This is a genomic window from Caballeronia calidae (genome assembly GCF_900044055.2).
Lineage (GTDB): Bacteria > Pseudomonadota > Gammaproteobacteria > Burkholderiales > Burkholderiaceae > Caballeronia > Caballeronia calidae.
Genome location: NZ_FCOX02000055.1, coordinates 33150 through 46959, shown reverse-complemented (window position 1 = coordinate 46959; position 13810 = coordinate 33150). Strand labels below are relative to the sequence as shown.

General features: G+C 69.2%; 10 protein-coding genes. All 10 read left to right on the top strand.

Going from position 1 to position 13810, the window contains the following annotated elements; all coding sequences use genetic code 11:
- The coding region (gene tssC / locus AWB78_RS32690) for a type VI secretion system contractile sheath large subunit (RefSeq protein ID WP_232477972.1) at positions 1-1077 on the top strand (1077 nt) is incomplete at its 5' end.
- Positions 1078-1119: 42 nt separating this feature from the next.
- Positions 1120-1662 carry a type VI secretion system baseplate subunit TssE gene (gene tssE / locus AWB78_RS32685; RefSeq protein ID WP_062610758.1) on the top strand — a complete coding sequence of 181 codons (543 nt, stop codon included), beginning with the start codon at positions 1120-1122 and terminating at the stop codon, positions 1660-1662.
- Positions 1659-3554 carry a type VI secretion system baseplate subunit TssF gene (tssF, locus tag AWB78_RS32680; RefSeq protein ID WP_062610757.1) on the top strand — a complete coding sequence of 632 codons (1896 nt, stop codon included), beginning with the start codon at positions 1659-1661 and terminating at the stop codon, positions 3552-3554. Before tssE ends, tssF begins: the two co-directional genes overlap by 4 nt.
- Positions 3539-4573: a type VI secretion system baseplate subunit TssG gene (gene tssG, locus AWB78_RS32675; protein ID WP_062610756.1), complete on the top strand. Its 1035-nt coding sequence runs from the start codon at positions 3539-3541 to the stop codon at positions 4571-4573. The genes tssF and tssG overlap by 16 nt, the downstream gene beginning before the upstream one ends.
- Positions 4566-7190 (top strand): type VI secretion system ATPase TssH, encoded by a 2625-nt coding sequence (tssH, locus tag AWB78_RS32670; protein WP_062610755.1) that lies wholly within the window; start codon positions 4566-4568, stop codon positions 7188-7190. Before tssG ends, tssH begins: the two co-directional genes overlap by 8 nt.
- A gap of 10 nt (positions 7191-7200) precedes the next feature.
- Complete coding sequence (locus AWB78_RS32665; RefSeq protein WP_062610754.1) at positions 7201-7590, top strand: DUF4280 domain-containing protein; 390 nt, start codon at positions 7201-7203, stop codon at positions 7588-7590.
- Positions 7591-7604: 14 nt separating this feature from the next.
- Complete coding sequence (locus tag AWB78_RS32660) at positions 7605-9611, top strand: type VI secretion system Vgr family protein (RefSeq protein WP_062610753.1); 2007 nt, start codon at positions 7605-7607, stop codon at positions 9609-9611.
- 20 nt (positions 9612-9631) lie between these two features.
- A complete protein-coding gene (tagH, locus tag AWB78_RS32655) occupies positions 9632-11083 on the top strand; it encodes a type VI secretion system-associated FHA domain protein TagH (RefSeq protein WP_062610752.1) in 1452 nt (483 codons plus the stop codon).
- A gap of 33 nt (positions 11084-11116) precedes the next feature.
- The gene (tssK, locus tag AWB78_RS32650; RefSeq protein ID WP_062610751.1) at positions 11117-12454 is read left to right on the top strand and encodes a type VI secretion system baseplate subunit TssK; all 1338 of its coding nucleotides are present in this window, start codon (positions 11117-11119) and stop codon (positions 12452-12454) included.
- Positions 12455-12484: 30 nt separating this feature from the next.
- Complete coding sequence (gene tssL / locus AWB78_RS32645; RefSeq protein ID WP_062610750.1) at positions 12485-13810, top strand: type VI secretion system protein TssL, long form; 1326 nt, start codon at positions 12485-12487, stop codon at positions 13808-13810.

The window sequence follows — 13810 nt, the reverse complement described above, 5'->3', positions numbered from 1 at the left end:
CCCAACCCTGCCTGCATGGAACTACCGCATCTACTCAACAAGCGCTGCATAGCGGGAAGTTATTTCGGTAACGATCCTTATTACTTCGATCACAGCGGCCCGGATGTCGATCTGCTGACGCAGGTCGCGAAGATCGCGGCGGCGGCGCACGCGCCGTTCATCGCGGGCGCGGACCCGGCCGCGCTTCTGATGGAATCCTGGCAGGAGCTCGCCAATCCGCGCGATCTGACCAAGATCTTCCAGACGCCCGAGCATGCCGCCTGGCGCTCGCTGCGTGATTCGGAGGACTCGCGTTACATCGGCCTTGCGATGCCGCGTTTTCTCGCGCGCGCGCCCTACGGCGCGAAGACCGATCCGGTCGAGGCGTTCGACTTCGAGGAAGACACGGCCGGCGCGAACAGCACCAAGTACGCGTGGGCGAACGCATCGTATGCGATGGCGGCGAATATCACGCGCTCGTTCAAGATGTCCGGCTGGTGCTCGCGCATTCGCGGCGTCGAATCGGGCGGCGCGGTCGAAGGATTGCCGGTGCACGCGTTTCCCACGGACGACGGCGGCATCGACATGAAATGCCCGACCGAAATCGCCATCAGCGACCGGCGCGAGGCCGAACTCGCCAGGAACGGCTTCATGCCGCTCGTGCACAAGAAGAACTCGGACTTCGCGGCGTTCATCGGCGCGCAGTCGCTGCACAAGCCGGCCGAATACGAAGACCCGGACGCCACCGCCAACGCGAACCTCGCCGCGCGCCTGCCGTATCTGTTCGCGTGCTGCCGTTTCGCGCACTACCTGAAGTGCATCGTGCGCGACAAGCTCGGCTCGTTCCGCGAACGCGACGACATGGAGCGCTGGCTGCAGAACTGGATTCTCCAGTACGTCGACGGCGATCCCACGCACTCTTCCGACGACACCAAGGCGCGCAAGCCGCTCGCCGACGCGCAGGTCATCGTGGAGGAAGTGGCGGGCAATCCGGGCTATTACACGTCGAAGTTCTTCCTGCGCCCGCATTACCAGCTCGAAGGTCTGACGGTGTCGCTGCGGCTCGTGTCCAAGCTGCCGACGGCCAAGGCCGCCTGAGCTTCGTCGTATCCGCGCATTTCGTTCTGAAAGGAGCCGCTCATGTCCGAACCTTCCGCCCGGGACCGCCTGCAGCCGTCGTTGCTGGACCGCCTGACCGATTTCGAACCGCACGCGCGTCATGAATCCCGCGAGCGTCGCGTGATCTCGGCGCGCGCGCTGCGCGACAGCGTGCAGCGCGATATCGGCTGGCTGCTGAACGCGAGCGGTCTCGGGGAGGGCACGGACGCGGCGAACCTGCCGTATGTCGCGACGTCCGTGCTCAACTACGGTTTGCCGGACCTGGCGGGCCGCGACGTCGCCGCGCTCACGGCGGCAACGCTGGAGCGCCTGATCCGCGACGCGCTGTGGGCCTTCGAGCCGCGGCTCGCGCGTGAATCGGTGCGCGTGACGGCGATCGACGATTCGCGGGGCAAGACGCGCGGCCATGTGATCCGCTTCGAGATCGAGGCCGACATGTGGTCGCAGCCGTATCCCGAGCGGCTTTTTCTGCGCACGGAGCTGGATCTCGAAGCGGGCGAGGTGCGCGTCGCCGACGCATCGACGGTGCGCGAAGGATCATCGGCCGGGGAGCAGCAGGCATGAACCCCGCGTTCCTCAGGTACTACAGCCAGGAGCTCCAGCACGTGCGGGAGATGGGCGGCGAATTCGCCGCCGCATTTCCGAAGATCGCCGGGCGGCTCGCGCTGGACGGCGTCGAATGCGCGGACCCGTACGTCGAGCGCCTGCTGGAAGGCTTCAGCTTTCTCGCCGCGCGCGTGCAGACGAAGCTCGATGCCGAATTCCCGCGCTTCACGCAGCATCTGCTGGAACTGGCGTATCCGCACTATCTGGCGCCGACGCCTTCGATGGCGGTCGTCCAGCTTCAGGCCGATCACGCGAATCCGCAGCTCGCCGCGAGCGCCGACGGCATCGTCGTGCCGCGCCACACGGCGCTGCGCGGCATGCTCGACAAGTCCGCGTCGACGCGCTGCGAATACCGCACCGCGCACGCGCTCACGCTGTGGCCGGTCGAGATCGCGCAGGCGAAGTTCTTCACGCATGCGGGCGCGCTTAACGCGTCGTCGCCTGCGCTGCCCGCGGGTGTCAAGGCGGGGTTGCGCCTGCGGCTGCGGGCAACCGGCTCGCTCGGCTTCGACCGCCTTTCGCTCGATCGCCTCGCGCTCTATCTGCGCGGCCCGGACGGCCTGCCCGCGCGCCTGCACGAGCGTCTGCTCGCGCATTGCGTCGGCGTCGCGGTGATGCAGCCGGGCAACGGTGCGAGCGCGGCGGCCACGCTCGCCGTGCTGCCGAAGACCGCGCTGCGCCCGCTCGGCTTCGCCGAAGACGAGGCGCTTCTGCCGGTCGGCCAGCAATCGTTCGACGGCTACCGCCTGCTGCAGGAGTATTTCGCCTTCGCGCCGCGCTTCATGTTCGTCGAAGTGGCCGGACTGCGCGGCGCGCTGCGTCATTGCCGCGGCCAGGAAGCGGAGATCGTGATCCTGCTCGATCAGGCCGATGCATCCCTCGAACGCGGCGTCGATGCGTCGAACTTCGCGCTCGACTGCACGCCTGCCATCAACCTGTTTCGCCGCCGCACCGATCGCGTCGCGCTGTCGGACACGGAGTTCGAGTATCACGTCGTCGTCGACCGCACGCGGCCGATGGACTACGAGATCCATCAGATCGACGAAGTCACCGGCTACGGCGCGGGCGCGGACGCGCAGAAGCAATACCGCCCGTTCCACTGCGCGAAGGACCTCGACATGCCGGGCGAGGGCGTCGCGTTCTATCAACTGCGCCGCGAGGCGCGGCGCGCGTCGGTGCGGCAGCAGCAGAACGGCGCGCGCAGCAGCTACCTCGGCAGCGAAGCCTTCATCGCGCTGGTCGATGCGCAGAACGCGCCGCAGGGCGGGGAAGTGCGTCAGCTCGGCATCAGCGCGTGGTGCACGAATCGCGATTTGCCGCTGTCGATGCCCATCGGCGCGGGCTCGACCGACTTCACGCTCGATGCCGAAGCGCCCGTCACCGCCGTGCGCTGCGTCGCGGGCCCGAGCCGGCCGCTGCCGTCGTTTGCCGAAGGGCCGGCGGCGTGGCGGCTGCTCGATCATCTTTCGCTGAACTACGCGTCGCTCGTGGATACGAACGCGCAGGAAGGCGCCCGCGCGTTGCGCGAGCTGCTCGCGCTCTACTGTCCGGCCGATGACGCCGCCGCGCACCGGCAGGTGGAAGGGCTGCGCTCGGTGTCCTGCGAGCCGGTCGTGCAGCGTCTGCCTTCGCCCGGGCCGATCGTCTACGGGCGCGGCCTCGCGATCACGCTGCGCTTCGACGACGCCGCGTTCGAGGGCGCGAGCGCCTTCCTGCTCGGCGCGGTGCTTGCGCAGTTTTTCGCGCAGTACGTGTCGATCAATTCGTTCACCGAGACCCACGTCGCGTCGCTCGCGCGTGGTCCGCTCATGCACTGGCCAGCGAGGACCGGACGATGCGCGACGCTCTGACCATCGACGGCGTGCTCGCGCGCAACGCCCGCCGCTTCGACTTCTTCCAGGCGCTGCGGCTGATCGAGCAGGCGCATGCGGAGCGTCCGCGCCTCGGCCGGTCCCTTTCCGCGCGCGACGACGCCGTGCGCCTCTCGCAAGACCCGGAGCTGATCTTCCATCCGACGACGCTCGGCGACTACGTTCCGGGCGAAGCCGGTCAGCCGGGCCGGCTCGCGGTGAATTTTCTCGGCCTGCTCGGACCGAACGGCCCGCTGCCGACGCATCTGACCGCCTATGTGCGCGAGCGCGCCCGCAACGCGAACGATCCGACGCTCGCGCGCTTTCTCGACGTGTTCCATCACCGGATGCTGTCGCTCTTCTATCGCGCATGGGCCGATGCCCAGCCGGTGGTGAGCGCCGACCGGCCGCGCGAGGATCGCTTCGCGGATTACGTCGGCAGCCTGTTCGGCCTGGGCGCGCCCGCGCTCGCCGGTCGCGACGCCGTGCCCGATTCCGCCAAGCGCCACTTCGCGGGCCTGCTCGCCGCGCCGACGCGCCATGCAGACGGGCTGCGGCTGATCCTCGCGCGCTTCTTCGGCGTGAACGTATCGATCGAGCCATGGCGCGGCCACTGGATCGCGCTGCCGGAAGACGCCTGCACGCGCCTGGGCGGCGCGCGGCTCGGCGTATCGACGGTCGTCGGCACGCGGGTGTGGGACTGCCAGCACAAGTTCCGCATCGTGATCGGGCCGCTTCGCTACATCGACTTCGCGCGCTTCCTGCCGGGCGGGAAGAGCCTCACGAAGCTCGCCGACTGGGTCCGCAACTACGTGCGCGATCCACTCGACTGGGACGTCGCGCTGCATCTGAAGCGTGAAGAAGTGCCGCCGCTGCGTCTGCGAGGCAAGGCGAGCGACGGCGCGCGCCTCGGCTGGAACACCTGGCTCACGAGCGGTGCGCCGGTCCATGACAACCATCGGGTCGTGATCGCCGGGCAGGCGGGAGCGAGCCATCGCAAGGAGACTCCTCATGACTGAAATCAGCCGCATGGCGTTGTTCGGCAAGCTCGATCCGCTTGCGTATCGTGCGATCGAAAACGGCGCCGCGTTCTGCAAGCTGCGCGGCAATCCGTATGTCGAGCTGGCGCACTGGATGCATCAGATGCTGCTCGCGGCCGATTCGGACCTGCGCCGCCTCGTGCGTCATTTCGAACTGGACGAGACCGCGCTCGAACGCGATCTGACCGCCGCGCTAGATCGGCTGCCGCGCGGTGCGACGGCCGTCTCCGACATCTCCGCGCAAGTCGACGAAGCCGTCGAGCGCGGCTGGGTTGCAGGCTCGCTGATGTTCAACGCCGTGAAGGTGCGCACGGGGCATCTCGTGATCGGCATGTTGCGCACGCCGAACCTGCGCAATGCGCTTTACGCGCTCTCGCGCCAGTTCGAGAAGATCAGTTTCGATGCGCTGTCCACGCGCTTCGACGCGCTGCTCGACGGCTCGCCCGAAGCACAGGCCGCGCCTGTCGCCGGGTCCGCCGAGGCCGCCGCGTCGGCCGCGCCGCTCGCGGAGCATGATGCGCTCGCCCGCTACACCGTCGATCTCACCGCCGAGGCGCGCGAGGGCAAGCTCGATCCGATCGTCGGGCGCGACATGGAGATTCGCCAGATCATCGACATTCTGATGCGCCGCCGTCAGAACAACCCGATTCTCACGGGCGAGGCGGGCGTCGGCAAGACGGCTGTGGTAGAAGGCTTCGCGCAGCGGGTCGTCGCGGGAGAGGTGCCGCCCGCGTTGCGCGACGCCATCGTGCGCACGCTCGATGTCGGGCTGCTGCAGGCGGGCGCGAGCGTGAAGGGCGAGTTCGAACACCGGCTGAAGCAGGTGATCGAAGCGGTGCAGACATCGGACAAGCCGGTGATTCTCTTCATCGATGAGGCGCATACGCTCGTCGGCGCGGGCGGCGCGGCCGGCACCGGAGACGCCGCCAACCTCCTCAAGCCCGCGCTCGCGCGCGGCACGCTGCGCACCATCGCCGCGACGACGTGGGTCGAATACAAGAAGCACATCGAGAAGGACCCGGCGCTCACGCGGCGCTTTCAGGTCGTCAAGGTGCCGGAGCCTTCCGAAGCCAGCGCGATCGCGATGATGCGCGGCCTCGTGCGCAAGATGGAGCGGCATCATGGCGTGCAGGTGCTCGACGAGGCGCTGGAGGCGGCGGTGCAGCTGTCGCATCGCTTCATTCCCGCGCGCCAGTTGCCCGACAAGGCCGTGAGCCTGCTCGACACCGCCTGCGCGCGCGTCGCGGTGAGCCAGCAGGCATTGCCGCCGGCCATGGACGATGCGAAGCGGCGCATCGAGACGTGGACGACCGAAAGCGGGATCGTGGCGCGTGAAGCGTCGCTCGGCATCGACACGAAAGACCGCGCCGCCGATGTCGCCGCCCGGCTCGACGCCGAGCGCGCGCGACTCGCCGATCTGACCGCGCGCTGGGAAGCGGAGCGCGCGCTCGTCGCACGGATTCTCGCGGATCGGCGAGCCATCGAGGAGGGTGGCGAGGCCGTGACGCTTTCCGGTCTGAAGGCGCTCACCGATGAGCTCGCGCAACGTCAGGGCGAAGCGCCGCTCATCCTGCCGGGCGTGGATGCGCATGCGGTCGCGTCGGTGGTGCAGGACTGGACGGGCATTCCCGTCGGCCGCATGGTGCGCGACGAAGCCGCGAGCGTGCTTGATCTGGCGGCGACGCTGAGCCGCCGCATCGTCGGGCAGGATCACGCGATGCAGATGATCGCGCGCCGCGTGCAGACCGCGCGCGCCGGCCTCGACGATCCCTGCAAGCCGGTCGGCGTGTTCATGCTGGCGGGCTCCTCGGGCGTCGGCAAGACCGAAACCGCGCTCGCGCTCGCCGAGGCGCTCTATGGCGGCGAGGACAACGTCATCACCGTGAACATGAGCGAGTACCAGGAGGCGCATACGGTATCGCTGCTCAAGGGCGCGCCGCCGGGCTATGTGGGCTATGGCGAAGGCGGCGTGCTCACCGAGGCGGTGCGGCGGCGTCCGTACAGCGTCGTGCTGCTCGATGAATTCGAGAAGGCGCATCCGGACGTGCACAAGCTCTTCTTCCAGGTCTTCGACAAGGGCCGCATGGAAGACGGCGAAGGCCGCGAAATCGACTTTTCCAACACGCTGATCCTGCTCACGACCAATGTCGGCACCGAGCTCATCACGTATCTGTGCGGCAGCGGGCGCGAGTCGCCGTCGCCCGCGCCATTGCCGGAAGAGATCGCGCGGGCGCTGCGCGAGCCGCTGCTCGATGCGTTTCCGCCTGCGCTGCTCGGGCGCGTCGCGGTGATTCCCTACTACCCGCTCGACGACGCCATGCTCGACGCCGTGATCCGCCTGCAACTCGCGCGCATCGGGCGGCGCATCGCGGAGCGGCATCGCGTGAGCTTCGGCTTCGACGACGCGGTGGTCGGCCAGATCGCGCGGCGCTGCACGGAGCTCGCGAGCGGCGGCCGGATGATCGACGCGATCCTCACCAACACTTTGCTGCCGCGTGTGAGCGCGGAATTCCTTGGCCGTCTCGTCGATGGCCGCAGCATCGGGAAAGTCGAAGTCGGCGTGCGCGACGGCGACTTCACCTATTCGTTCGACTAAGGAGCCAGCCATGCCACAACAAGTCAGCATGGGCGCGACCTTGCAATGCTCGTTCGGCATGACGCCGTCCACGCTCGTCGTGCTGCCCGTCAACCGGGTGCGCTGCGAAGGGTCGATCGCCGCGAACATCATGGATCACGTTCCGCTAGTGAACATCATGCCGTTCGGCATGTGCACGTCGCAGGCGAACCCGGAGGTCGCCGCAGCCACCGCCGCCGCGCTCGGCACGCCGACGCCGATGCCCTGCGTGCCCGCTACCGCGCAGCCGTGGGCGCCCGGCGCGGTCACGGTGCTGCTCGGCAGCCAGCCGTCGCTCGACAACGTGTCCACCTGCCTCTGTACCTGGGGCGGCGTGGTGACGATCGTCGATCCGGCGACGCGCCAAACACAGATTCCCTGACGACGAGGCCCGCGATGATGCTCACCGATACCAATCGCATCGCCCAAGTGACCTGCGCGCTCGGCAGGAACGCGCTCGTGCTGTATCGCATGCGCGGACGCGAGGCGCTCGGGCGGCTCGCGCAATGGGATCTCGAACTGCTCGCCGACCGCTCGACTCTCGACATCGCGAAGATGCTCGGCAGCGACTTCTCGCTGTCGCTGGAGATTCCGGGCGGCGGCACGCGCGAGTACAACGGCATCGTCACGGCGTTCGAGCTGGCGCGGCCCGCGAGCACGCAGCCCAATCTCCCGGCGATGTATCGCGCGACGGTGCGCCCGCGCCTGTGGCTGCTGACGCGTGCATCGCACTGCCGCTTCTTTCACCGGATGACCGTCCCCGCGATCATCGGCCGTGTGCTGGCCGACTATCACATCGACTTCGAGAACACATGCTCGGCGACGTATCCGAGCCTCGAACACTGCGCGCAGTATCGCGAGACGGATTTCGATTTCGTGAGCCGGCTCGCCGAGCGCGAAGGCATCTATTACTTCTTCGTGCATCAGGGCGGCAAGCACCGGCTGATCCTCACGGATTCGTCGCAGGTGCACGGCGCGACGCCGCACTGCGCCGAGTTGCCGTTTCGTCCGCAGCCGGCCACGCCGCACGAGCACGAGTGGATCTATGCGTGGTCGACGGGCGGCGAAGTGGCGACGGGTATCGTCGAGATCAATGACTACGACTTCGAGAAGCCGTCGCAGTCGGCGCAGCAGGGTCTGGTCGCGCGTGGGCTGCGCAGCACGCGCTTCGATCCCGCGTTCTACACGATGCAGGAGCACGCGCCGGGTTACACGCAGCACGCGGACGCCGAGCGACTCGCGCGGGCGCATGTCGAGGCGCATCAGGCGTCGAACGCGTTCGTGAACGCGCGGACCACGGCGCGCGCCATCTGGCCCGGCGGTCTCGTGCGGCTGACCGGGCATCCGCTGGAGCCGCAGAATCGCGAGCATCTGGTCGTTTCGGCGGAATATGCGGTCAATTCGGATGACTATCTTTCGACGCTCGACGCGCACGCGCGCCCGCCCGTGTTCGATTGCGCCTTCCGGGCGCTGCCGCGCGACGCCGGTTTTCGCGCCGCGCGCAACACGCCGCGCGCGCGCGTCGCGGGGCCTCAGACGGCGGTGGTCGTCGGGCCGGAGGGCGAAGAGATCCATACCGACAAATATGGCCGCATCAAGGTGCAGTTCCATTGGGAGCAGCTCGAACCGGAGGCCTCGCGCGAGTCGCTGCAGCGCTGCTGGGTGCGCGTCGCGCAGCCGTGGACCGGCAAGGGCTATGGCGCGTTTTTCCTGCCGCGCATCGGACAGGAAGTGCTGGTGCAGTTCATCGAGGGCGATCCGGACCAGCCGCTCGTGATCGGCAGCGTCTACAACGCGGCGCAGACCACGCCCTACGAACTGCCGGCGAAGATGGCGCGCACCACGCTCAGGAGCAATTCGACGAAGGGCGGCAACGGCTTCAACGAAATGCGCTTCGACGATACCAGGGGCGCGGAGCAGCTCTTCTTCCACGCCGAGCGCGATCTGGAGACGTGGGTGAAGCACGACGCGCTGACGCGCATCGGCAACGAGCGCCATGTAATCGTCGAGCAGGACGATATCGCGCGCTGCGGCGGCAATCGCAGCGACGACGTGCGAGGCGGCCAGCGCGTGCGTATCGGCGGCAAATATTCGCTCGATGTCGGCGGCGATACGCAACACAAGAGCGGGGCGAATATTTCGGTGGGGGCGGGTGTTAACGTCGATGTGAAGGGCGGGATGAACGTCACCATCGAGGCGGGCGAGATTCTCACGCTCAAGGCGGGCGGCAACACCATCGTGCTTTCGCCGTCCGGCATCGCGATCAGCGCGGCGGGGCCGGTGACGATCGACGGCGTGGTCGTGGAGATCAACTGCGGCGGCGGGGGCGGCGGCGCGGGTGCGGCGAACGCGTCACCCGATGAACCCGCCGAGCCCCGTCAGGCCGACGACGGCTCGAAATGAATGCGCACGGAGGAGACACCATGTATCTGACGCTCACGGTCGACACGTATCAGGGCAACGCGCCAGATGCGCCGCTCGCATGCCGCTTCGGGGCGGCGGGCGGGACCATCGGGCGCGGCCCCGACAACACGATGGTGCTGCCGGATGCGGCGAAGACCGTGTCGCGCCTGCATGCGCGGATCGACTGTTCCGGGGACGGCTGGCGGCTCGCCGATCTCGGCAGCAATCCGAGCCGGCACAACGGACGGCCGCTCGCGAGCGGTCAGCCCGCGCGATTGGCCGACGGCGACATGCTGGAAATCGGCGGTTATCGGCTCGGCGTTCGGGCGATGGCGCGCGCGCGTGCCGCCGCCTTCGACGCGCCGCTCGGCGTGCACGACCGTCGAAATTTCGATCCGCTCGATGTCGCAAGCGCGGGTGAGTGCGCTTCGGTGCAGGCGTGCGCGCACGATCCGCTCGCGCACGCGGCGGTGCTCGCGGATTCCCCGCTGCCGGGGCCGCGCTTCGATCCGCTCGCCGCGCCGCTCGGCAATTCGCGCATGTCGCATGGAGCACCGGCCCGGCTCGACGGACACGCGGTGTTCGCCGGCTCCGGGAGCGATCACGTATCGCCCGAGCAGTTCGCCTACGTGCAGCCTGCCGGCGCGACGGCGCATGCGCCGGCGGGCGGCATTCCGCACGACTACGATCCGCTGGCCGATGTCGCGTCCAGGCCTGCCGAACGCGCCGCGCCCGTGTCGATGCCCCGGCCCTCGCAGGGCGCGACGATGCCGTCTGCCGCGTCGACGGGCGAAGCGTTCGACGCGCCTTCCCGCCGCGCCGCGAACGCGCCGGGCATCGACGCCGCCAATGACGCCAGCGCCGAATCGGCTTTCGCGGCGCTGCTCGACGGACTGGGCGTCGATGCCGCCGCGCTCGGCACCCGCGATGCCGCCGAGACCGCGCGTCTCGCGGGCGCGATGCTGCGCACGGCGGTGCGCGGCGTGGTGGATGTGCTGCTGTCGCGCTCGGTGCTCAAGCGCGAGATCAGCCTCGACACGACGATGCTGGTCCAGCGCGACAACAACCCGCTCAAGTTCTTTCCCGACGGCGACGGCGCGCTCGCGCAGATGATGCGCGGCGCGAGCGCCGGCTACCTGCCCGCGCAGGCCGCGCTCGAAGGCGCGTTCGACGACATCCGCCGCCACGAGCTTGCGGTCCTCGCGGGCACGCGTGCGGCCATGCAGCATCTGCTCGGCCGCTTCGACCCGCGGGCGATCGCGCGCGCCGACACGCGGCGCGGCTGGCTCGACTGGCTGCCCGCGTGCCGCAAGGCGCGCCAGTGGGACCGCCTCATCGCGCTGCACGCCGAGCTGGAACGCGCCAGTGCCGATGACCTTGGGGCGCTGTGCGGCAGCGCCTTCAACGACGCATACGAGCGGCAGGCAAACGGCGATGCCGACGCGATGCCGCCGGCCCCTTCAATCCGATAGCAACCCGATAGCAACCCGACAAGCGAGGCGACGATGTCCTGGAACAACAAGGTGATCTGGTCGGAAGGCATGCTGCTGCAGCCGCAGCATCTTCAGCAGCACGACCGCTATCTGCGCGCGCAGATCGACGCGCGCTGCGCCGCGCTGCGTCCCTATGCGTTCGGCTTTTCGGAACTCGCGATCGACGTCGAGCAACTGAAGCTCGGCCGCATCGCGCTGACCGCGTGCGCGGGCGTGCTGCCCGATGGCAGTCCGTTCCGCCTGCCCGCCGACGATGACTTGCCGCTACCGCTCGCCATTCCCGAGGACGCGCGCGATCTGACGGTGGTGCTCGCGCTGCCCGTCGCGCGTCATGGCGTGCCGGAGGCCGCGCATACGGTGCAAGCCGGCGATGGCTTCGCGCGTCATCGCATCGCGGAAACCGAAGTGCTCGACAGCAACGACGGCGCACTCGGCGCGGCGCTCGTGCAGGTCGGCAAGCTCCAGCTGCGGCTCGCGTTCGAGCGCGACGTGGTCCACGCGCACACGGCGCTCGGGATTGCGCGCATCGTCGAGCGCCGCGCGGACAACAGCATCGTGCTCGATGCCGCTTATGCGCCGCCTTGCCTCGACTATCGCGTGTCGCGGGGGCTCGCCGGATTCGTCGACGAGCTCGCGGGACTCGTGCATCAGCGCGCCGATGCGCTCGCCGCGCGCCTGGCGCGCCCCGCCGCGACCGGCGCAGCCGAGATCGCCGACTTCCTCTTGCTGCAGGTGCTCAACCGCGCGGAGCCGCTGTTCGCGGGGATCGCGTCGACCACGGGCCTGCATCCGCACGACCTGCATCAGCACGCGCTGCAACTGGCGGGCGAGCTCGCGACCTTCAGCCAGCCGGGCAAGCGTCCGGGCGCGTTTCCGGTCTATCGCCACGAGCGGCTCGACGAGACCTTCACGCCGCTCGTCGACGCATTGCGCCGCGCGCTGAGCTCGGTGATGGACCCGCATGCCGTGCCGATCGCGCTGGAGGAGCGCAAGTACGGCCTGCGCGTGGCGATCGTGCCCGACCGCGAGCTGTTCGCCTCCGCGAGCTTCGTGCTCGCGGTGAAGGCCGATCTCGCGCCGGCCGCGCTGCTCAACGGCTTCCCGCGGCAGGCCAAGCTCGGGCCGGTGGAGCGCATCCGCGATCTCGTCAATCTCCAGTTGCCGGGCATCGCGCTGCGTGCGTTGCCGGTCGCGCCGCGCCAGTTGCCGTTCCATGCCGGCTTCACCTATTTCGAGCTGGAACGCGGCGGCGAATTGTGGCGGCAGTTCGCGACTTCGGCGGGCGTCGCGCTGCACGTCGCGGGGGATTTTCCGGGCATCGAGTTCGAGTTCTGGGCGATCCGTCCATAACGCCGGCTCCATTCGACGAAGGAACCCATCGTGAACGCACCGACCTTTCCGCAAGCCGGCTTCGACCCGGACGACACCATCCTGATTCCGCAGCCGGGCGGACGCGCCGCGTCGCGTGCCCGCGATGACGAAGATCGCGGCGAACCCGCGCCGCGCGACACCCGCGCGCCCGTGCTGCCGGTCGCGGCCGGCCTGAACCCGCTGGTGCGCGCGGCCAATCCGCTGCTCGAACTGGCGCTGCCGCTGCGCCAGCGCGCGGCGATCGCCGATATCGAAGGGCTGCGCGCCGAGCTCGCGCGGATGGTGCGTGCCTTCGAGTCGGAGGTACGCGCGAGCGGCATCGACACCGAAAAGCTCGCGGCGGCGCGCTATTGCCTGTGCACCTGCATCGACGAGGCGATCTCGGGCACGCCGTGGGGCAGCGGCGTATGGGCGAGCCGCAGCCTGCTCGTGACCTTCCATAACGAAGCGTCGGGCGGCGAACGTTTCTTCCTGATCCTGCAACGGCTCGCGCAGGATCAGGCGCGCAACGTCGACGTGCTGGAACTGCTGTACGTGATCCTGTCGCTCGGCTTCGAAGGGCGATATCGCCTGATCGACGGCGGGCGCAGCCAGCTCGACTCCGTGCGCGAGCGGCTTGAGCGCATCATCCGCACTCAGCGCGGCGCGTTCGAAACCGAGCTGTCGGTGCACTGGCGGCCCGCCGAGCGCGCGCGCAAGCCGCTCGGGCAGCGCATGCCGCCGTGGGTCTGCGCCGCGCTCGCGGGTGTCGTGCTGGTGGCGACGCACATCGCGCTCGCGCTGAGCCTGAACCGCACGTCCGATCCGGTGTTCGACGCGCTCAACCGCATCCGCGTGAGCGAGCGGCCCGCCGCGCGGGCGAGCATGATCGCGCCCGCCGCGATGCCCGCCGCCGCCGCGACGCTCGCCACCTTTCTCGCGCCCGAGATCCGCCAGGGTTTGGTTTCGGTGCGCGAGACGTCGGACCGCTCCATCGTCACGATCACCGGCGACAACCTGTTCGCCTCCGGCAGCGCGACGCTCGATCCGGCCTACGACGCGCTGATCGGACGCATCGCGGAGGCGCTGAAGAGCGTGGCCGGCCGGGTCGTCGTCACGGGCCACACCGACGACCAGCGGCTCGTGTCGGCGCGCTTTCCGTCGAACTGGCATTTGTCGCAGGCGCGCGCCGAAACCGTGCGCGCGATGCTCGCGTCGCTCACCGGCGCGAGCGCGCGCTTTTCCGCCGAAGGACGCGGCGACGCCGAGCCGCTCGCGCCGAACGACACGCCCGCCGGCCGCGCGAAAAACCGGCGGGTGGAGATCACGCTGCTCGCGCCGGGCGCGTCATCGTGA

What these genes read in the sequence shown, in the direction of transcription:
- AWB78_RS32665 (WP_062610754.1), top strand. Translation starts at nt 7,201, where the DNA reads ATGCCACAACAAGTCAGCATGGGCGCGACCTTGCAATGCTCGTTCGGC.
- AWB78_RS32660 (WP_062610753.1), top strand. Translation starts at nt 7,605, where the DNA reads ATGATGCTCACCGATACCAATCGCATCGCCCAAGTGACCTGCGCGCTC.
- tssH (WP_062610755.1), top strand. Translation starts at nt 4,566, where the DNA reads ATGACTGAAATCAGCCGCATGGCGTTGTTCGGCAAGCTCGATCCGCTT.
- tssF (WP_062610757.1), top strand. Translation starts at nt 1,659, where the DNA reads ATGAACCCCGCGTTCCTCAGGTACTACAGCCAGGAGCTCCAGCACGTG.
- tagH (WP_062610752.1), top strand. Translation starts at nt 9,632, where the DNA reads ATGTATCTGACGCTCACGGTCGACACGTATCAGGGCAACGCGCCAGAT.
- tssE (WP_062610758.1), top strand. Translation starts at nt 1,120, where the DNA reads ATGTCCGAACCTTCCGCCCGGGACCGCCTGCAGCCGTCGTTGCTGGAC.
- tssG (WP_062610756.1), top strand. Translation starts at nt 3,539, where the DNA reads ATGCGCGACGCTCTGACCATCGACGGCGTGCTCGCGCGCAACGCCCGC.
- tssK (WP_062610751.1), top strand. Translation starts at nt 11,117, where the DNA reads ATGTCCTGGAACAACAAGGTGATCTGGTCGGAAGGCATGCTGCTGCAG.